General features: G+C 63.8%; 23 protein-coding genes and 2 pseudogenes. 10 read left to right on the top strand and 15 right to left on the bottom strand.

Annotated features, from left to right (window positions below):
* Window positions 1-58: 58 nt before the first annotated feature.
* The 3 genes from OMK73_RS24090 to OMK73_RS24080 form a co-directional block, all read right to left on the bottom strand.
* Window positions 59-571 (bottom strand): DUF6622 family protein, encoded by a 513-nt coding sequence (locus tag OMK73_RS24090; protein ID WP_267604240.1) that lies wholly within the window; start codon window positions 569-571, stop codon window positions 59-61.
* Between the two features lie 218 nt (window positions 572-789).
* Complete coding sequence (locus OMK73_RS24085) at window positions 790-1,248, bottom strand: GNAT family N-acetyltransferase (RefSeq protein ID WP_267604239.1); 459 nt, start codon at window positions 1,246-1,248, stop codon at window positions 790-792.
* A 114-nt stretch (window positions 1,249-1,362) separates the two neighbouring features.
* Window positions 1,363-1,947, bottom strand: coding sequence for a DUF6817 domain-containing protein (locus tag OMK73_RS24080; protein WP_267604238.1), 585 nt, complete (start codon window positions 1,945-1,947; stop codon window positions 1,363-1,365).
* Between the two features lie 328 nt (window positions 1,948-2,275).
* Here OMK73_RS24080 and OMK73_RS24075 point away from each other — a divergent pair, with 328 nt between their 5' ends.
* From OMK73_RS24075 to OMK73_RS24065, 3 genes are all read left to right on the top strand, one after another.
* A complete protein-coding gene (locus OMK73_RS24075; RefSeq protein ID WP_267604237.1) occupies window positions 2,276-3,052 on the top strand; it encodes a FadR/GntR family transcriptional regulator in 777 nt (258 codons plus the stop codon).
* A 107-nt stretch (window positions 3,053-3,159) separates the two neighbouring features.
* Window positions 3,160-4,569: an amidase family protein gene (locus OMK73_RS24070; RefSeq protein ID WP_267604236.1), complete on the top strand. Its 1,410-nt coding sequence runs from the start codon at window positions 3,160-3,162 to the stop codon at window positions 4,567-4,569.
* A gap of 27 nt (window positions 4,570-4,596) precedes the next feature.
* Complete coding sequence (locus OMK73_RS24065; protein ID WP_267604235.1) at window positions 4,597-5,601, top strand: Bug family tripartite tricarboxylate transporter substrate binding protein; 1,005 nt, start codon at window positions 4,597-4,599, stop codon at window positions 5,599-5,601.
* 58 nt (window positions 5,602-5,659) lie between these two features.
* Here OMK73_RS24065 and OMK73_RS24060 read toward each other — a convergent pair whose 3' ends face one another.
* A complete protein-coding gene (locus OMK73_RS24060) occupies window positions 5,660-6,466 on the bottom strand; it encodes an alpha/beta fold hydrolase (RefSeq protein WP_267604234.1) in 807 nt (268 codons plus the stop codon).
* 245 nt (window positions 6,467-6,711) lie between these two features.
* Here OMK73_RS24060 and OMK73_RS24055 point away from each other — a divergent pair, with 245 nt between their 5' ends.
* The 3 genes from OMK73_RS24055 to OMK73_RS24045 all read left to right on the top strand — a co-directional run bounded on the left by OMK73_RS24055 (window position 6,712) and on the right by OMK73_RS24045 (window position 9,729).
* The gene (locus OMK73_RS24055) at window positions 6,712-7,407 is read left to right on the top strand and encodes a dienelactone hydrolase family protein (protein WP_267604233.1); all 696 of its coding nucleotides are present in this window, start codon (window positions 6,712-6,714) and stop codon (window positions 7,405-7,407) included.
* A gap of 39 nt (window positions 7,408-7,446) precedes the next feature.
* On the top strand, window positions 7,447-8,268 hold the full coding sequence (locus OMK73_RS24050; RefSeq protein ID WP_267604232.1) for an alpha/beta fold hydrolase: 822 nt from the start codon (window positions 7,447-7,449) through the stop codon (window positions 8,266-8,268).
* A 1,092-nt stretch (window positions 8,269-9,360) separates the two neighbouring features.
* On the top strand, window positions 9,361-9,729 hold the full coding sequence (locus tag OMK73_RS24045) for a DUF1484 family protein (protein WP_267604231.1): 369 nt from the start codon (window positions 9,361-9,363) through the stop codon (window positions 9,727-9,729).
* Between the two features lie 76 nt (window positions 9,730-9,805).
* Here the strand turns inward: OMK73_RS24045 and OMK73_RS24040 are convergent, their stop codons facing one another.
* From OMK73_RS24040 to OMK73_RS24030, 3 genes are all read right to left on the bottom strand, one after another.
* Window positions 9,806-10,186 carry a RidA family protein gene (locus OMK73_RS24040; protein WP_267604230.1) on the bottom strand — a complete coding sequence of 127 codons (381 nt, stop codon included), beginning with the start codon at window positions 10,184-10,186 and terminating at the stop codon, window positions 9,806-9,808.
* Window positions 10,187-10,364: 178 nt separating this feature from the next.
* Window positions 10,365-11,321, bottom strand: a complete 957-nt coding sequence (gene pip, locus OMK73_RS24035) for a prolyl aminopeptidase (RefSeq protein ID WP_267604229.1) — start codon at window positions 11,319-11,321, stop codon at window positions 10,365-10,367.
* Between the two features lie 141 nt (window positions 11,322-11,462).
* On the bottom strand, window positions 11,463-12,161 hold the full coding sequence (locus OMK73_RS24030) for a DUF2076 domain-containing protein (protein ID WP_267604228.1): 699 nt from the start codon (window positions 12,159-12,161) through the stop codon (window positions 11,463-11,465).
* A 257-nt stretch (window positions 12,162-12,418) separates the two neighbouring features.
* Here OMK73_RS24030 and OMK73_RS24025 point away from each other — a divergent pair, with 257 nt between their 5' ends.
* Together OMK73_RS24025 and OMK73_RS24020 are read left to right on the top strand one after the other, a co-directional pair.
* Window positions 12,419-12,859 carry a YciI family protein gene (locus OMK73_RS24025; protein WP_267604227.1) on the top strand — a complete coding sequence of 147 codons (441 nt, stop codon included), beginning with the start codon at window positions 12,419-12,421 and terminating at the stop codon, window positions 12,857-12,859.
* Between the two features lie 100 nt (window positions 12,860-12,959).
* Window positions 12,960-13,300, top strand: a pseudogene (locus OMK73_RS24020) (hypothetical protein).
* 1 nt (window position 13,301) lies between these two features.
* Here the strand turns inward: OMK73_RS24020 and OMK73_RS24015 are convergent.
* The 8 genes and pseudogenes from OMK73_RS24015 to OMK73_RS23980 form a co-directional block, all read right to left on the bottom strand.
* Window positions 13,302-13,385, bottom strand: a pseudogene (locus OMK73_RS24015) (LysR family transcriptional regulator); the annotation flags it as partial.
* 45 nt (window positions 13,386-13,430) lie between these two features.
* A complete protein-coding gene (locus OMK73_RS24010; protein ID WP_267604226.1) occupies window positions 13,431-14,126 on the bottom strand; it encodes a pentapeptide repeat-containing protein in 696 nt (231 codons plus the stop codon).
* 76 nt (window positions 14,127-14,202) lie between these two features.
* Window positions 14,203-14,487, bottom strand: a complete 285-nt coding sequence (locus OMK73_RS24005; protein ID WP_267604225.1) for a hypothetical protein — start codon at window positions 14,485-14,487, stop codon at window positions 14,203-14,205.
* Window positions 14,382-14,777, bottom strand: a complete 396-nt coding sequence (locus OMK73_RS24000) for a TetR/AcrR family transcriptional regulator (protein ID WP_267604224.1) — start codon at window positions 14,775-14,777, stop codon at window positions 14,382-14,384. Before OMK73_RS24000 ends, OMK73_RS24005 begins: the two co-directional genes overlap by 106 nt.
* Window positions 14,778-14,845: 68 nt before the next feature.
* Window positions 14,846-15,310 carry a DoxX family protein gene (locus tag OMK73_RS23995; protein ID WP_267604223.1) on the bottom strand — a complete coding sequence of 155 codons (465 nt, stop codon included), beginning with the start codon at window positions 15,308-15,310 and terminating at the stop codon, window positions 14,846-14,848.
* On the bottom strand, window positions 15,307-16,125 hold the full coding sequence (locus OMK73_RS23990; RefSeq protein WP_267604222.1) for a DNA-binding domain-containing protein: 819 nt from the start codon (window positions 16,123-16,125) through the stop codon (window positions 15,307-15,309). Before OMK73_RS23990 ends, OMK73_RS23995 begins: the two co-directional genes overlap by 4 nt.
* Window positions 16,112-16,987 (bottom strand): DUF692 domain-containing protein, encoded by an 876-nt coding sequence (locus tag OMK73_RS23985; RefSeq protein WP_267606495.1) that lies wholly within the window; start codon window positions 16,985-16,987, stop codon window positions 16,112-16,114. The genes OMK73_RS23990 and OMK73_RS23985 overlap by 14 nt, the downstream gene beginning before the upstream one ends.
* 14 nt (window positions 16,988-17,001) lie before the next feature.
* Window positions 17,002-17,322: a DUF2282 domain-containing protein gene (locus tag OMK73_RS23980; protein ID WP_267604221.1), complete on the bottom strand. Its 321-nt coding sequence runs from the start codon at window positions 17,320-17,322 to the stop codon at window positions 17,002-17,004.
* Between the two features lie 136 nt (window positions 17,323-17,458).
* Here OMK73_RS23980 and OMK73_RS23975 point away from each other — a divergent pair, with 136 nt between their 5' ends.
* Complete coding sequence (locus OMK73_RS23975; RefSeq protein WP_267604220.1) at window positions 17,459-18,118, top strand: sigma-70 family RNA polymerase sigma factor; 660 nt, start codon at window positions 17,459-17,461, stop codon at window positions 18,116-18,118.
* Window positions 18,115-18,768 carry an NrsF family protein gene (locus tag OMK73_RS23970; RefSeq protein ID WP_267604219.1) on the top strand — a complete coding sequence of 218 codons (654 nt, stop codon included), beginning with the start codon at window positions 18,115-18,117 and terminating at the stop codon, window positions 18,766-18,768. The genes OMK73_RS23975 and OMK73_RS23970 overlap by 4 nt, the downstream gene beginning before the upstream one ends.
* Window positions 18,769-18,777: the final 9 nt, after the last annotated feature.

Raw genomic sequence — 18,777 nt, 5'->3', positions numbered from 1 at the left:
TGCAGGCCTGGACGTGGTTCGGGACAGCGGTTGCTGGCTTCCGTGGCGGCCTGAGTGATCAGCCCGGCACGCTGTTGGGCATAGCCTGCCGGGTCAGCCTCCAGGTGACCAGGCTGCGTGACAGAAAGATACCGCTAACGGCACCGTAGATAAAGCCGATCAGCATCGCTACGCCACCATGCCACAGCAAGCCGGCGTTCACCACCATGGCAACGTTCACGGCAAAGCGGGTGATGAACAGGCAGAGGATCAACCCCGGCGGCACCCAGCTGCCGGGCACCATCAGGCGGCGATCCGCCTCCAGCCAGCGAATGCCGTTCCACGAGCCGATGGCATTGGCCAGCGTCATGGCGGCAGCCACGCCGACTCCCCATCCAAGCAGCGCGAGCGGCTGCCGCGAGAAGGCCGAGATGACACCGCCCAGCGAGACCAGTGCCATGGCGATGGGCACTGCCGTGGCGCGGGCCGGCGTCATCCGCCTGGGGACGGTTTGCGAGAGGCCGAGCGCGATCAGGCCCGCGAGCAAGGCCCAGACCCGGAGGGGCGTGTGGTGGAGGATTCCGGTGAGCATGGTGGGCTTCCAGTCTTGTCAGAGTCTTGTCGGAAACGCGATGGTGCTCATGTTCGGCGCACACCTGTGCGGTGGGCAGGTCGCTGCGATGAAACGCCGGCTGGTGTCGCGAAGTGTAGGCGGTGCCGGGCGAGTCACCAACGCGTGGCAGCCAGTTGGGCGCGTGGTGGCCGGCGTCGGGTGTCTCCAGCTTCGCTTTCGGGGGCGCCAATTGGCCTCTATTCAGGCTGAGGAAATCTGGCCATGGAGATATCGGCCAGATATGACCCATCGGGCAGACGTATCCGCTTCTCGAAACGTCCCTCCTGAACAAAGCCAAAACGCGCATAGAGAATGCGAGCCCGCCTATTGGTCTCGCGCACGCGCAGTTCTATCTTTTCGACGGCCAGTGTGCGATCCGCCCATGCCAGCAGTGCCGCCATCAGCGCGGTTCCGATCCCAAGGCCAAGGTGCCCGGGATGGACGACGATCGTCAGCGTGAAGACGTGCGCAACGGATTCCAGTCCCAACGGCTCCAGCAGCGCGTGGCCAACCGGCTCCCCGTTGACCTCGGCTACGAGATAGGAGCCCTTTGTCGATAGGGCTTCGATCTTTTGCTCGAATGCGGATTCATGGAACTCATGTTGCCGCGATACAAGCAGGCCGGGGTGGCGGCTGTTGTCCGCTCGGCAGAGCAAAGCGCCGGGGCATCTGCCTTGGTTGCTTTCCGGATTTTCAGGGTCTCTGGCATGGCAGGCTTGTCTATGGAGTGCATTGGTGCCGGGGGACGTCCCTGGCTGGCGCGGGCTTTTCTACACCCCACGAACCTCGTAATCAGCTAGTACCACCCGATAAGCCGCAACGGCGCCACTCGAAAGAAACGGCCGCCGTGACTCAAATGCGCGCAGCCAGAATTGAACCACGGCTTGAGAAACGCCCTTCTGGTTTGCGGCTTGCTCGACAATATTGGCCACCTCGATTTCCAACAGCGCTGCATAGGTGCCTCTGCTGATGGCAACCCGATGCCCATGCTCTGGCGCAACAATGTGAAATGGGCCCTCGATCGGCACGTTGTATAGCGCTCTCCGGTCGGCGATGCAGAAGGAGTAGGCAAGGTTCTCCGCCTCGGTCCCTATCAGGCCAGCAATCGTCCCGCGGCGCGAAAGCGGCTGTGCCTTGGCCGCGAACTCTTCCGTGCCATAGATGCTGTGGAACGCCCCAGCTAACGCGACGAAGTGGGGATTGCCCCAGGCGCCAAGAAGCGCATAGGTTCCGAGCAGATGCGCGGACAGCGCGCGACCATGGTGATCGATGTCATCCGCTCCCAACTCTGATAGCGCGTCCCGCAGCGTGGCTGCGTCGGTGATCTCACGGTTCATTTTTTTGCTTGCCGTCATTTGGGCACCAGGCAAATGATAGCTGCGCCATCCGCCGTAGGGCTCGCCGCCGCAATCCTCCCTCCGGCACAACAGCCCACGCCCTTCAGGCGGACTCCGAGCCACCATGTCCGCAGCCGATCCCAGCCTCAAGCACGAAATCCACCACGCTCTATAGCGTGGGTTGCTGGCCCTGGTTGGCAATGCGCAGGCGACTGCGGGTGCCGAGCGGGCCTGCGGGGCGCAGGACCTGTAGGCGCTGGGCCACGCCGCAGGGAATACCCGTATTGGAAGAACCAGCCAGCCGATCATAATCATGATAATTATGATCATAAATAGGCTGCAAGTGATGTCAAAGGATCCCAAGCCCAAGATATCGGGCACCAGGCGCGTGAAGCGCTCCGACCAGGTGGTCACCGACATCAAGCGCTGGATCGTCCAGACGCACCAGAAGGTGGGGGACAAGCTGCCGCAGGAGGCCGCGCTCATCGAGCAGATGGGCGTGGCGCGCGGGACCGTGCGCGAGGCGCTGGCCGCCTTGCAGGTGCAGGGCCTGGTCACCGTCAGCACCGGGCCCAACGGCGGCGCCACGCTGGCGCAGCCTTCGTACGACCGCTGCCTGGAAGCCGTCTCCAACTTCCTCTACTTCCAGCCGGTCGATATCGCCACGCTCTACGCCTTGCGGCGCGCGGTGGAGCCCGAGCTGGCTGCCAACGTGGCACTGCGCCTGACCGACGCCGACCTGGCCGATCTCGATGCGCTGATCGGCCTGAGCCATCCGGCGCACGGCGGCAGCGCGGACTGGAACGAGCGGCGCGAAGCGGACCTGCTGTTTCACGACCGGCTGACCGATGCGTGCAGCAGCCCCATGCTGGCGCTGTTCTGCCGCCTGCTCAACGACATCATTCGCCGCGTGATTGTCGTGCGCAACGCGCAGGAGAGCTTCGACCGCTTCGACGACGAAATCATCCACAGCCACTCGGGCCTGATGGACGCCTTCCGCGCGCGCGATGCCGACCGTGCGCGCGCGCTCATGCACGAGCATATGGAGCACGCCGAAGCCCTCGCCCTTGAGGCCGAATCACGCGTCGACCGGGGAAGCCTGCTGATGCACCCGAGCGACTAACCCGCCGTCGCGCGGGCTTTGCCCGCCGGCACCCACCGTCCGCCTCGCCGAACTCCCGCTTTGCATGGGGGCGGGATCCTTTTGCCCGAAATTCCTGGAGTCCCAACGTGAACACCCCCGAAACGCTGTGGCGCTGGAGCGCCGTCGACATCGCCGCCGCCGTGCGCAGCCGCGACATCTCGTGCCGCGAGGCCACGGCCAGCGTGCTTGCACGCATCGCACAACTCAACCCGCGCATCAACGCGCTGGCAGAGGTGCTGGCCGAGGAAGCGCTGGGGAGTGCCGATGCGGCCGACCAGCTGGTCGCGAGCGGCGCCCAGCTCGGCCCGCTGCACGGCGTGCCGGTCACCATCAAGATCAACGTGGACCAGGCGGGACACGCCACCACCAACGGCGTGATCCCGCTCAAGGACAACATCGCGCGCGAAGATGCGCCCGAGGTGGCGCACTGGCGCCATGCCGGCGCCATCATCGTCGGCCGCAGCAATACGGCCACCTACTCGTCGCGCTGGTTCACGGACAACGGCCTGCACGGCCGCACGCTCAACCCCTGGGATGCGGATATCACGCCCGGCGGCTCCAGTGGCGGCGCCGCTGCCGCGGTGGCTTGCGGCATGGGCGCGCTAGCCCATGGCAACGACATCGGCGGCTCCATCCGCTATCCGGCCTATGCGTGCGGCGTGCCCGGCCTGCGGCCGACGGTAGGCCGCGTGCCCGCCTACAACCCCAGCGCAAGCGCCGAGCGCAGCATCACGCCGCAACTGATGTCGGTGCAGGGCGCCATGGCCCGCAGCATGGCCGACCTGCGGCTCGGCTATCACGCCATGGCCCGCTACGACGCGCGCGATCCAGCGTGGGTACCGGCGCCGTTGGAGTTGCCGCCACCCGTGGGCCCGATCCGAGTGGCGCTCTTCAAGCATTGCCCGGGCATCCCCATCGATCCTGCGGTCAGCCAGGCGCTGGACAGTGCCGCGCAATGGCTACAGCAAGCCGGCTACGCGGTGGAAGACGCCGCCTTGCCCGATTTCCTCGAAGCCGCGGCGCTATGGCGCACGCTGATCACGGACGACAGCCGCCGCAACATCATCGCGGGCGTGGAACACCACGGCGACGAAGCCATGTGGCGCAGCCAGCGCAACATGATCGAGGGCATGGCGCCAACCAGCCGCGATGGCTTTCTCGATGCGCTGGCGCGGCGCCAGACACTGGCGCGCAACTGGTCGGTCTTCCTGCACGACTATCCGCTGGTGCTGATGCCGGTGTCATGGCAGCGCCCCTGCGCGCAAGACGCGGACATCGGCACGCTGGAACAAACACACGCGCTGCTCGATGCCCAGAGCCCCCTGCTCGCCACAGCCATGCTCGGCATGCCGGGGCTCTCGGTACCCACAGGCATGGCCGGCGGCATCCCTGTTGGCGTGCAACTGATGGCCTGGCGCTTCAGGGAAGACCTGCTGCTGCAAGCAGGCCAGGTCATCGAAGACGCAGCGCACTTCACCCCATTCACCGCCCGGTAATCCCCGCAAACAAACCAGGAGCAACGCATGAACGACCACAACCCTCTCGACGCCGTGCGCCTCTCGCGCCGGGCCATGCTGGCCGGTACCGCCGCCGTCCTGTGTACCGGCAGCGTGATCTCGCGCGCGGCCTGGGGCCAGACCGTCTCGCGCATCATCGTGCCGTTCCCGGCGGGCGGGCCGGCCGATTTCATGGGACGCTTGCTGGCGGAGAAACTCAAGGACGCGATGGGCCACACGGTAATCGTCGACAACCGTCCCGGCGCCGGCACCCGCGTGGCGGCGGAAGTCCTGAAGAACGCGCCCGCCGACGGCAACGCCGTGCTGCTGGCGCCAGTGGATCCGATGTTCATCGGCCCGCTGATCTACAACAACATGCGCTTCAATCCCGTCACCGATTTCAAGGCGATTACCGACGTGGCCGGCGTTCAGTTCGGGCTGGCGGTGAGTGCAAGTTCGCCGATCAAGACACTGGCCGATTTTGTCCAGGCGGCCAAGGCCCGGCCTTCCGAGCATTCCATTGGCATCAGTACGGTTGGTACGCTGCTCCATTTCCTGGCGGTGGAGTTCGTCGCACAGTCCCATACGGGCAGCACGCTGGTGCCCTACCGCGGGGGCGGACCCCTTGTCACGGACCTGATGGGCAACCAGATATCGGCCGGCATGGACGCAACCACCACTTTCATGGAATACCACCGCGCGGGCAAGCTCCGCGTGCTGGCAGTGGCCGGCGACAAGCGCGCCGACGCGCTGCCCAACGTGCCCACGTTTGCAGAATCCGGATTTCCAAACCTGGTGACCTCGTCGCGTTACCTGCTGTACGTGCGCGCGGGCACCGCGCCCGACGTGGCCGCGCAATGGTACGAGTCCGTGCGCAAGGTCCTGGCCATGCCGGATGTCCGGGAGAAGCTGGGGCGCACGGGGTATGACCTGTTGCCTGGTGGTGCGCCGGATGAGGTTGCCAGGTATGCGAACGCGCTTGCCGCGCGCTGGACGCCGGTGATCAAGGCTTCAGGGTTCAAGGGGGATTGAGGGGGATTGAGGGGGCGCCGATTCTCGACAAGCGGACGCAGCCCTCACGTCCGCTTGTTCAAGAAGCGACCTTCCCAAGAAAATCCCGCACAGCCTCGTTGAACAACGCCGGCCTCTGCAGCGGCGCGAAATGGCTCACCCCCGGCAGCAGGACCAACTCCGCCCCGGGGATGCTCCGCGCCAGGTATTCGGCATGTTCGCGTTTGATGAACTCATCATGCTCGCTCTGCACGATGGCTACCGGCACACGGATATCAGCCAGCGCGCGCGCCGCGTAATTGGGCTGGGTCTTCATCATCTCGCTGACCGCGCCCACGAACGCATTGAACTCGTCCGGCGTGGCTGACAGCTGCGCATAGTCCATGGCGTGCCGGGCAAAGCATCGGTTGATGATCGCACCCGGCGAGATCTTCTTTGTGCCGCTGGGGTCCATGTTGCAGCCAAAGAAGAACACCCCCGCGACGCGCTCAGGGGCTGTCATGCCGAGGATCAAGGCGATGCATGCACCGTCGCTCCAACCCACAATGGCGGCCTTATCGATGTGCAAGGCGTCCATCACGGCCAGCACGTCGGACGCCATCAACTCATAGGTGAAGGGTCGTGCATCGCGCGTGCTGCGGCCATGTCCGCGGCTGTCAATGAGCACGGCGCGATAGCCGGCGCTGACCAGCGCCGGAACCTGATAGCCCCAATTGCCGCTATGGCCGAGACCCCCATGCAGCAGGATCACGGGCGTGCCGGCCCCGTACGTGGCGTACCAGATTCGGGCACCGTCATTGTCCACGAAGCCTGCATTGCCGGTGGCCGGCAGCGGCGCGGCGCCGTGCGCCTCGAAGTGGATAAGGTCGTCATCGAAGGATTCCATTTTGAAATGTCTCCTGGTGCAAACATGCGGCCAACGACGTGACGATTGAGTGACGGCGACTACCGCGGGTCCCCGTTGCCATTTGCGAATTCTACTTTGCGGCAATCTATTGGCTCAGAAACGTACGCCGCCCATGAGATCAATGGCCCCACCTACGCGCACGCAAGCTGGTCTTTCGTCGCCAACGATTTCGCCTATAACTGTACGGTGGTACAGCAGGCACACCAATGCAAAGGAGACTCTCCATGGGCAAGCGCATTACCATCGACGTGGCCGACGGCAGCTTTGCCGCCTATCTGGCCACGCCATCCGCCAACGCACGTGGCACCGCCATTGTCGTGATCCAGGAAATCTTTGGCATCAACGCGGACATGCGGCAGACCTGCGACGACTTTGCCAGCCAGGGCTTCGTCGCCATCTGCCCCGACCTGTACTGGCGGCAAGAACCCAATGTGGAGCTGACCGACAAGACCGAGGCCGAATGGAAAAAGGCGCTGGCACTCTACACCGCGTTCGACGTTGACAAGGGCGTGGCAGACCTCGATGCCACCATCCAGGCCGCACGCAAAGAGCCGGGTGTGAGCGGCGGCGTAGGCACCGTCGGCTATTGCCTCGGCGGGCTGCTGGCATTCCTGACTGCCGTGCGCACCAACGCAGATGCGGCGGTGTCTTACTACGGCGTTGGCATCGACAAGCACCTGGCCGAAGCCGGCAAGCTGTCAGTGCCGCTGCTGATGCACATTGCGGAAGAAGACGAATTCGTGCCGCCGGAAGCGCGCGCAACAATCATGGAAGCCCTGCGCGACCGCCCCAAAGTAGACATCCATACGTACCCCGGCTGCATGCACGCCTTCGCGCGCAACGATGGCGTGCACTACAACGCCGACGCAGCCAAGGCCGCCAATGCGCGGACGCTGGCTTTCTTTCAAGCGATGCAGTAACCCGGCAGGGCCCACTCCCACCCGCAAGGAGATCATTCCATGAGTACGATCACTACACAGGACGGCACGCACATTTTCTACAAGGATTGGGGCACAGGCCAGCCCATCGTGTTCCATCACGGCTGGCCGCTCAGCGCGGACGACTGGGATGCACAGATGCTGTTCTTCCTGTCCAAGGGCTACCGGGTGATCGCACACGACCGCCGTGGCCATGGCCGCTCCACCCAGACGGCAACCGGCAATGAGATGGACACCTACGCCGCGGACGTAGCCGCGCTGGCTGCCCACCTGGACCTGAAGAACGCCGTGCACATCGGCCATTCCACGGGCGGTGGAGAGGTGGCGCGCTACGTGGCCAGGCACGGCGCCGGACGCGTAGCCAAGGCGGTGCTGATCGGCGCAGTGCCGCCGATCATGGTCAAGAGCGCCAGCAATCCGGGTGGCTTGCCGCTAGAGGTGTTTGATGGCTTTCGCGCGCAGCTCGCCGCCAACCGGGCGCAGTTCTACAAGGACGTGCCGTTCCCCTTCTACGGTTACAACCGCGAAGGCGTAAAGCCATCCGAAGGCATCATGGAGAACTGGTGGCGCCAGGGCATGATGGGCGGCATCAAGGCGCACTACGATTGCATCAAGGCGTTCTCGGAAACGGACTTTACGGAAGACCTGAAGAGGATCGATGTGCCGGTGCTGATCCTGCATGGGGATGATGACCAGATCGTGCCGATTGCGGATTCGGCTTTGCTGTCTGCCGAGTTGGTGAAGAAGGGCACGCTTAAGGTTTATAAGGGGCTGCCGCATGGGATGTGTACTACCAATCCCGATTTGATCAATCAGGATTTGCTTGAGTTTATTCAGGGGTAGGGGGATGACAAGGGGAATGCAGCAATTTCCGGGGTTCCCCTTGGCGATCGGGCTGCGCAAGCCGCTGATGTGCGAGATGTGTATGAGTTTCTAGCCCCGCTGACGCGGGGGGTCTCTTGTGGGCGGGGTTTTGATGCTTCTAGCTGCTGGCGCGGCTGTACGGTGTTGGCCGTTTTAGAACGTGTGAGATGTCACTTTTCTTTACTCCTCGTAAAGAAAAGTAACCAAAAGAGCGATCCTTGCAGGAGGCTGGCTTATTGGGGTTACGTAGCCCGGCGGTTTCGTCGTCGGGCCCCGGGTTTTAATGGACTCGTGCCGTTACCGGTTTGAATGGCCACGATACTGCGGATGACGTTGGTTTCGTGGTGAGGCCCCCGGTAGTAGCATCCCTGCCCATTCGCCCATCTGCCGTTACCGGCTCGAAGCATCACGATATATCACGCCGTGATGGTTTCGTGGTGGGGTGGGCGCGGTGGTAATCTCCGCGGAATTATTTTTTCGGTGCCACCGCGCCCACGACGGAAACGGGACGCTTGCAACTTCGTGGCCGCCCGCGCCGCGAGCGACAGACGGCATGGAACAAGTGGTGGTGGCTACCGGTGGGGGCCACCACGAAACCCTGGGCACTGGCAGCGTCGTGATGATCTAAACTGGTAACGGCACGAGGTCATTAGAACCCGGGGCCGTACGACGAAACCATTGGGGTCCCCAATGACGCCACGCCAGCCTCCTGCAAGGATCGCTTTCTTTTGGTTACTTTTCTTTACGGGCGAGTAAAGAAAAGTGACATCTCACACGTTCTAAAACGGCCAACCCCGCCCAGCCGCGACAGCAGCTAAAAGCATCAAAACCCCGCCCACAAGCGACACTCCCCGCGTCAGCGGGGCTAGAAGCGAACAAGTATCGAGGGGGTGAACGCGAAAGCTGCGACGCACTGGCGACTCCTTGCTCCGCCGGGTCGATTGACTTCCACCGTTGACTGGCCGAGAATCTACCACGTCACCCCAAACAAGGGTGGCCGAGCGTGGGAACTCGCAAAAAGTCACAGACGGATCGCCGCCCTTTGCGGCTCAATTTTCGTTTGAGATCGCTATGCCTACTTCCATTGCTCACAACGTTTCAGAGAACCTCCCGCAGCAAATCGAGCGCTCGCTCGCCATCTCCCGGCAATCCTCCCTCCTTGCCGAACTAATCCGCCTGACCTTCCCAGCCGACACGCCCACCAAGCTCGGCGTCCAGGAACTAGCCTACCAACTCGAGGAACTTCGTAGCCGTGCGCAAAGCATCGCGCAAGAAAGCTGCGCCGACCTGCTGCGCGTCAGCGCGGGACTCGGTGCTGTTCTGAGACTGCTGGATTTTGATAGCGACGACGTGGAGGACAGCCACGGGCTGCACCGTCTGCTGACGCCGTTGAAGCAGCAGTTGGACGAAGCTTTGAATCGCGTGCAGGGCATGCTCTAAGGCAGATCGATAGAGGCGAGCCGCGTCACTGTCCCGCAAGCGGGGGAGTGGCCGCTCGCGGCCACATGCCACCAGCTCAGCCACTAAACACCGCAATACACTCCACCTCCACCCTGGCCCCAAGCGCCAGCCCATTCGCCCCAAGCGCACTGCGCGCCGGATACGGCGCCTGGAAGAATTCCTTGTAGACCTCGTTGAACGCCTGCCATTCGCTGATGTCGGCCAGAAAGATGGTGCATTTGGCGACATGCTTGAGCGACAGGCCATGCGCTTCCAGCGTGATGCGGATGTTCATCAGCGCCTGCTTGGCTTCTTCGCGAATGCCGCCGGGCACCAGGCGGGTGCTGCCGTGGACGATGCCCAGCTGTCCAGAGAGGTAGAACATATCGCCAACGCGCACGGCTTCGGAGAATGGCAGCCCTGCGGGGAGAACTTTGCCGGAGTTCAGGAATTCCATGGTGCACCCTGTCGGTGAGAGCCTTGAATGCCGCTTTGCCATCCGCCGGCCAATGCGCAGCCGGGTGGTGGCAATGCGGTCTTCAAGTCTAGGACACGGGTGTTCAAGATCCCAACCGCCGGCCATCAAAAGTCCGTTTCGGCGCTGTGCCCCCCCAAGGCTGGCGGCACCAGGACGATCATTGCGCCTGCGCAAACCGGTCGGTAGCGGCAATCAACTGATCCATGATGCCGGGCTCGGTCCACGCGTGCCCGGCGCCTTCTATCAGGTGCAGGTCGGAGTCCGGCCACGCCTGGTGCAGCGCATAGGCATACCGCGCTGGGCAGGGCATGTCGTAGCGGCCGTGCACGATCACGCCGGGGATGCCGGCAAGGCGATGCGCGTCGCGCAGCAACTGGCCGTCTTCCAGCCAGGCGCCATGGGTGAAGTAGTGGTTCTCCAGCCGCGCAAACGCCAGCGCGAAATGTTCGTCGTCATGCTTGGCGGTGTTGGCCGGGTCGGGCAGCAGGGTGATGGTCTCACCTTCCCACACGCTCCATGCGCGGGCGGCTTCCAGCTGCTTTTCGGTATCGCCGCCGGTCAGCACCTTGCGGTAGGCCGCCATCATGTTGCCGCGTTCGGCTTGCGGGATGGGTGCCTGGAAGCGGGCCCATTTCTCGGGGAAGATCTCCGAGACGCCGTGCTGGTAGTACCAATTCAGTTCCGCCTGGGACACGGTATAGACCCCGCGCAGCACCAGTTCGCTGGTGCGCTCCGGATGTTTCTGCGCATAGGCCAGCGCAAGCGTGGAGCCCCAGGAGCCGCCAAAGACCAGCCAGCGTTCTACGTTGGCCAGCTTGCGCAGGCGCTCGATGTCGTCCACCAGGTGCCACGTGGTGTTGGCCTCCAGCCCCGCGTGGGGCGTGGAGCGGCCGCAGCCGCGCTGGTCGAACAGCATGACGTCGTAGCGCGCCGGATCGAACAGGCGACGGTGATCGGCCGATATGCCGCCACCGGGACCGCCGTGCAGGAAGACCGCCGGCTTGGCGCCAGGCGTGCCAACGCGTTCGTAGTAGACCACGTGGCCGTCGCCGACATCGAGCGTGCCGGTTTCATAGGGTTCGATGGCGGGATAGAGCAAGCGAAGTTGTGGCATGGATCGGGTTCCCAGGATGTGTGCGTAGTGCCAGAGTGTATCGCCGTTGCCGGCGTCATCTCCACCTGGGTGCCGAAGCACAATCAGATCGATGGGGCTGCCAGGCCGCTGCCATGCACGCCTGGCAAGCCCCCGAACGCGCTAGGCGTTCCAGGCATCGTCGTTCAGGAAGTCGTCATTGCCCGATCCGTCATCCAGAAGGCCGTTGTCCAATGCCGCATCCGGTGAGCCCAGCGGCGAGCGGTCGTCATTGCCGTAGTAGTTGTTGACGACCGTCTCCGTTGGCTGCGCCCCTGCACCTGGCTGTCCCAGGAAGCCGCTTGCGCCATTGCCACTGCCGTTGCGATGGAACATGTTCTCGATGCCCTGGAACAGGAGCGCGCCGCCGGCTACGCCGGCTGCTGTCGTGGCAATGCCGCCCAGGGTGCTTCCCAGGCCGCCACTCAGGAATCCAGGCCGGGACGGCTGCGCGGGGGCAGGCTGGGGTGCCTGCACTGCTTGCGGTACGGCGACCGGTGCGTTCATCGGCGCCGGCATGACGGGGCTGGGTGCCATGCGGTTGGCGCTGTTGCCCCAGGCGTTTTCCGGGTCGAGGAAGTGATTGGCGCCGTTGGCCTGCGCCGCCTGCAACTGGCTCTGCAGCGTGGAGATCTGCGCCTTGGCTGTCGCCAGCGCGTGGTCAAGCAGCATGGCGCGCTGGACCAGCAGGTAGGCAGCATCCGGCTGCCTGGCGACGGCGTCGGCGATGAGGGCTTCCGCCTGGGGGTCCTTGGCACCGGCCCTGGCCTGCGTGAGTTGGGTCAGGAAGCCTTCCAGTGCTTGCATCTCTTGGGGGGTCATGGCAGCTCCTATCCGGGTTGTCTTGTGTGATGGCAGTCTACGTGCCGAGTCTTAAGCGAGACTTAAAGAAGCGCGCTCGGATGTGATTACCAGGTCTCGCGGCCGACTCAAGCCAGGCAGGCGTGCCTCGCGCCAGATATTTTAAGGGTCGTGTCGATTTCCGGTATCCCGATTCGTCGTAGTATCAGAGCCGCCCGTCGAGCCTGATCTGGTTTCAGGGCGTGCGGTTCCAACAACCCACTCAAGGAGAAACGACGATGCGTGTCATGGTGATGGTTAAGGCTACGACCCAGTCGGAAGCCGGCAAGATGCCCAGCACGGAGCTGCTCACCGCAATGGGCAACTTCAATGAAGAACTAGTCAAGGCCGGCGTGATGCTCGCGGGCGAGGGCTTGCGGCCAAGCGCCAAGGGCAAGCGGGTGCGATTCTCCGGCAGCCAGCGGTCCGTGATCGATGGACCGTTCGCGGAGACCAAGGAGCTCGTCGCCGGGTACTGGCTGTGGCAAGTCAAGTCCATGGAAGAGGCCGTCGAATGGGTCAAGCGCTGCCCCAACCCCATGGAAGGCGACTCCGAGATCGAGATTCGCCCGCTGTTCGAGCTCGACGATTTCGGTGCCGAACTCACGCCTGAGCTGCGGGCGCAGGAAGAGCGCCTGTGGGCAGAGGCGCAAGGCGCCGCCGCGAAGAAGACGAGCTAAGGACGAGCCAAGGCAGGGTTGCGGCATGCGCACCAAGGGGCTCTGGCGGCGCCTTTCTGTTCTAAACTTGTCTTTTTTCACCTCTCTATCAGGGAATCGAATGCCAAAACAGCAAAGCGCATGGACCCGGCATGTCTCGGCGGGCGCGATCGTGTTCGCAACGCTCATGGCTGGATGCGCCGCCCAGCCCCCGCCAGTGCCGTGCCCAACCCGGGCCCGCAGGGAGGGCGCGGCACGCCGGAGGGTTGCCAGGCCGACAAGCTTGGCGATGAAGCCCTGATCGGCAAAAGCGAGGCCAATGCCGCCGCGTTGCTCAATGGCTGCGCCTGGCGCTTTGGTGACCGGGAAGGCCAGCATATGCCGGGCACCATGGACTACAATCCGCAGCGCCGCACGCTGGACGTCAAGGACGGCAAGGTGACCGCAGTACGCCGAGGGTGATCACATCAACCGGTGGCTCGACAACCTGCAGCGCGGTGGTGCCGCGAACCAGTCGCGAAGGTAGCATCGCCACCAGGTCGGTGCTCTCCGGGGCAGTCCGGGTTTGCCGCGCACATCGCGTCGACGTTGCTCAGCTGACGCGGATACCTGCTTGCCCGACAATTTCCGCGGCTTGTCCCACAGAGATGATGGCGCCCTTGAATGAAGCCGCGGCGGTCATGAGGTTCAGTCCGCCGAGCTCGGCCAGGCGCAGGTCCGCGCCATCGAAGCGGGCCTGCTTGAGGTTGGCGCCGCGCAGGCTGCGGCCCTCGAACAGGGCATCCCGGAAGTCGCAGCCGGCGAGGTCGGCATCGGACAAGTCGAGCTGCTCGAGGCGTTGCTTGCGGAACGACAAGCCGCGCAGGTCGCAGCCGACGAGCAGGGTGTTGTGGAACACCAGGCCCAGGGTGGCGGATTCGCGGAACCGGGCGCCGGTCAGCTTTGTTTCCGTGAAGATTGCGCTGGCCAGCCGCGCGCGGTCCCATTGCGTGTTGTTCAGGTCGCTGTTGCAGAATCGCGCTTCCCCTGCGTCGACCAGGGTGAAGTCGGCGCCGGCGGCCTTGCAGCGCATCCACTTCGACTCGACGAGCTTCGCCCTTTTCAGCTGCGCACCGGCAAAGGTGCACATCAGGAATTCCGCGGACGAAAAGTCCAGCCCACTCAAGTCTTCATCGTCGAAGCCGCATTGCTCGAAACGCAGTTGCGCCGGACGTTGGGCAAGAATCTCGACGACGGCGCTGCGCGAGAGCTTGGTGTTGCTGATGGTGCAGGGAGAGGATGGGGGCATGGATTTCGCCGTAGGCGCGTGGCAAACGCGCCAAGTCAATGTGGTCTGTTTTGTGTGTTTGGTCTGTCAAGCCTGATCAGGAGGTGGCCCTGTCGCACATGTCCAGCAACAGGGCGAGCAGGCGCGCCTTGCGTGGCCCATCGACGTCATAGACCTCGAACATCTCCGCAAACCACATGCCATCTCCCGCCAGCCGGCAGATGAGGAGCTGGTCTTCAGCAGCGGTGCCAGCGAGGTCATGCTTGAGGGCGTCCGTCATGCGCTCGCTCCATTTCTGGCGGCAGGAGGGAGCGTCAAGGCCAGCATGGCGATGGCACGCTGAGTCCCGATCGCGTTGTTGGCGGCCGTATCGTCGAAACACGTCTTGATGTAGGCGCGGGCGTGTTTGCCAGGGCGATCGGCCTCGCCAGACAGCGCGCGCTGATAGGCCTTTTCGAATTCCTCGAAGAGCTGGTCTCTCAGCGCTTCAAGCAGGGCATTCTTGCTGCGGTAGTGATACTGCAACCCGCCTTTGGTCACGCCGGCACGTTGCGCCACCAGGTCGAGCGTCACCGACTCGGGGCCTTGGGAAACCAGCAGGTCCCGCACCACGGACAGGCATTGGATTCGGATCAGTTCGGGGTTCTTGGGGCGCCTGTTTGCTTCGGACATAATCAATCCAGCCGGATGGATTGATTATTCTAGCACCTTGTCTTTGCCTGGAGCGAGTTCCTCTCAAGCTAGCGGCCTGATCGCCGCCAGAGCCAGTGATCCAGCGACCAGTTGCCTGCCCCCCGGCAAAGCAGCACAAGCAGCATGGCTGCCCACTGAATGTGCGTGGGCCACGCCAGCGGGTAGACAAACACTTCAATGACGGCGGTCATGCCGAGCAGGAGCAGCGCCACAGGGCGAGTCGCCAGCCCAAGGACGAGTAGCACAGGCGTACTCAGTTCGATCGATACCGCCATGTATGCGGCTAGCTCCGGCGGCAAGAGTGGAAGCCGGTACTCCTCCCGGAACAGTTCGATCGCTGTATCCCAGTTTGCCAGCTTGGTCATTGCTGAATTCCAGAAGACCGTGGCCACGGCAAGGCGCAGGGGGATGGCCAAGGCGGAGTAGGGAACACGCTCGAGCCACGCGACGGCACGCAGTGCGCGTTGTATCGGCCTGGAGCGGGTGTGGGGCGACTGCGTAGCATTAGTCATGAGCAAAGGGAAAGGGTATCGGACTTCGATGTGAGCGAGTCCCCTGTTAGCCGGATCCCGGCAAAGCATCCCGCAGCCAACAGCCTGGCGAGCAAGCCGGGCGCCGCGGCCGGGGATGCCGCGTCAAGGCAGGCATGCAGCGGTTGCCCTTCAAACAGGGCTGCCGCGAAGCGCCATTGGCACGCGTCCAGCCGTTCAACCTCAACGCCGGACTCGCTTCGACGCAGGAGCAGGCTGACTGGCCCGCTGGCGGGATCCATCTTCCCGAGTGCGCCATCGTCTCCGGCAAGCACGGCATGCCAGATATCGTCCACGGGGAACGAGGAACGCAGCAGTCTTACCGCAGGGTGCGGCTCAAAACACACGCAGCCCATCTCCGCTTGCGTGAGCCGGGCAAGCGAGGCCAACGCTAGCGGATTCGCCTCCCTGGCATGCAGCACTGTGTTGACGACCCATTCGAGGCGGGCTGTGTCCGGCAGATAGGGAAGTGTCGCTGCCTCGGGCAGTTCGGCGAGAAAGTCCGGGAATGCCGCGCCATACGCATCGAGCCACGCGCTCCGTGGTGGCGAGCTCTCGAGGAACAGCCGGGCAGCCCCCTCGAAGAATTCTTCACCGACCAGAGCCTGAACAGCGGGGTACGACAGCTTCAGTGCCGTGACGAACACACTGGTGGCCGTGTTGCGATATATGTTCAACCGGGCCTCCGGTTCCAGGCCGCCAGGAATCACATAGGCTGACAGGTCACCGCCGCCGCAAAGCAGGTTCTGGGCGAATGCTTGCTGAAGCTCGAGGAGCGTGGGGCTAGTCTGCATCATGTCGTTGGCCCTTCAATGCGGCTTCGGCAAGGGCGGCCTCACTCATCAACACGCCGAGGGCCGGTATATTGGTGTCCCATTCAATCAGCGTAGGCGTCGGCCCGAACCGCGCTAGCGCTTGCCCGTAGAGCGCCCAGACTTCCGCGGCAACTCGCGAGCCGTGATCATCGATGCGTATGGTTCGCCCCTGCTCCAGCTGCCGGACGCTGTGGCCGGCCAGGTGGATCTCGCCCACCGCATCCGGCGGCAGCGCCGCCAGATAAGCCTGGGTATCCCAGCCGTGATTGCAGGCGCTGACATAGATGTTGTTGACGTCGCACAAGAGGCCGCAGCCCGTGCGACGCGCGAGCTCCGCCAGGAACTCCCACTCGGGAATGGTCGAGTGGCAAAAGCGCAGGTAGGTCGACGGGTTCTCGACCAGAATGCGCCGCCCGAGTTCAGCCTGGACCTGGTCGACATGGCGGCACACGACGGCCAGCGCCTCCTCGGTCATGGGAAGGGGCAGCAAGTCGCCAAGATAGATTCCGTTTGCAACGCTCCACGACAGATGCTCCGACACCAAGGCGGGCTCGATCCGTTCGACAACGCGCTGAACGCGTGCCAGGTGGGACGCGTCCAGGCCGTCGGCGCTGCCCAGCGACAGGCCGACCCCGTGCAGCGAGATGGGGTAGTCGCCGCGAATCGCGTCGAGGTAGCGTAGCGCGGTGCCTGCGCTCATATAGTTCTCGGTATGCACCTCGAACCATGCCACCGCCGGACGCTCGTCGACGACCGCCTGATGGTGCTTGAAGCGCAGCCCGATCCCGGCGCGCGCCGGGATCGGGCCGCACGCGCGTTGCGGCGCGGCGGCTGTTGCTTGCATGGGTTGATCCAGGTTCAAGTGGCCTTCAGCTTGCCGCCCTGGATCTTGCTGCAGTCGCCTGCGGGCAATAGCACGAACGACTTCGTATCGCGCGCCTGGGTGGATTGCCCGGCACAGGAATGCGCGCCTTCAGCGCAATCGTTCTTGGCCGCGGCGTTGATCCCATAGCATTTCTCGAGCTTGCCCTTCTCCATCCTGGCCATGTTGTCCTTGACGACCTGCGGCATGCCACTCATGTCCTTCATGGCTTGCGCCTGCGCTGGCATGGCCTGCATGGCTAGCGCGAGGCCAATTGCGGTCGACAGCGACGAGGCAGCCAATACATGCTTGTTCATCATTCACCCTCCTAGGCTTTGCGGCCCCAAGGCTTGGGGTCGTGTGATGAGATTCGGTGCGGCGGGATAAAAGGTTACGCACCGCATGAAAAAAATTTAGCGCGACAGAATCCAGCCTGGGACGCAAAATTCCACCATGCCATTCCATCCACAACGCCGCGGCCCGGCCCTCAGCCTCGTGAAAAAGGCCGGGAAATCTCCCGCGCCCGATATCCAGCCAGAACCGCCGGCAACACGTGCCGACGGCAAGCCGGATTGGTCCACGGAGATGGCGAGGGCGCAATGCGGCGACCGGAGCGCATACCGCCGCCTCCTGGAGGCAATCACGCCCCATCTGCGCGCGCTGGCTGCGCGCCAGATGCACAACCGCGGCGACATCGAGGACGCGGTCCAGGACATCCTGCTGACGGTGCATGCGGTACGCCATACCTATGATCCTGCCCGGCCCTTTGGCCCGTGGCTGGTCGCCATCGCCAACCGGCGTATCGTCGATGGCCTGCGCAGAAAAGGACGCACCGGAAGTCACGAGATGCCGTTTGAATCCGAGCACGAAACCTGTGTGGACCCAGGCGCGAACCGGCAGGAAGACGCGGTGGATGCGCGCGCGCTGCGAGAAGCCATAGAACGGCTACCGGTTGCGCAGCGCGAAGCGCTCCAGATGCTGAAGCTTGAGGAGATGTCTTTGAAAGAGGCGTCCGCGGCGAGCGGAGCGTCGGTCGCCGCGTTGAAAGTGGCAACCCATCGGGCTCTGAAGACGCTACGCAAACTAATCAATCCGCGAGGTAACGAAGAATGATGCCGACCTCGGACTTGATCGACTCCCTGGTTGAAAGTGCGCAGCCCGTGCGGCGGCTTCGCCCGCCCCTTGTGCGTGCCGCGTGCTGGCTGCTGTTTGCTGCGCTGATGCTAGGACTTGTGGCCATTGGCCATGGCGTGCGGCCGGACCTGGTGACCAAACTTGGTCAACCCGCGTTTGTGCTCGGCATTGCCGGGGCATTGGCAACGGGCGTGCTGGCGACGGCGGCGGCGTTTGTTGCCAGTGTTCCAGGCAGATCCCGGCGATGGCTGCTGTTGCCCGCCCCGGCAATCCTCGTCTGGGTTTCCACGATCGGATACGGCTGCCTAACGGATTGGGTAAGCATCGGTCCGGACGGCATCAACCTTGGCGAGACAGCACGCTGCTTTGCAACAATGGCCGTGGTGAGCATACCGTTGTCGCTGGTGATGTTGATCATGCTGCGCTATGTAGCGCGGCTCGCGGCGGCACCGATTGCCATGATGGCCAGCCTCGCGGTCGCGGCCATGACAGCGGCCGCGCTCTCGCTCTTCCATCCGCTGGATGCCACGCTCATGGTTCTAATCTCGAACTTTGGCGTCGCTGCGCTGTTTCTGCTGGGCAGCGGCATGGGGCGGTGCCGTCTGTTCGGATGGGTGGCTTCCGCTTGAAGAACCACG

This window comes from Cupriavidus sp. D39, from assembly GCF_026627925.1.
Lineage (GTDB): Bacteria > Pseudomonadota > Gammaproteobacteria > Burkholderiales > Burkholderiaceae > Cupriavidus > Cupriavidus ulmosensis.
This window is presented reverse-complemented; position numbering and strand designations above follow the sequence as displayed.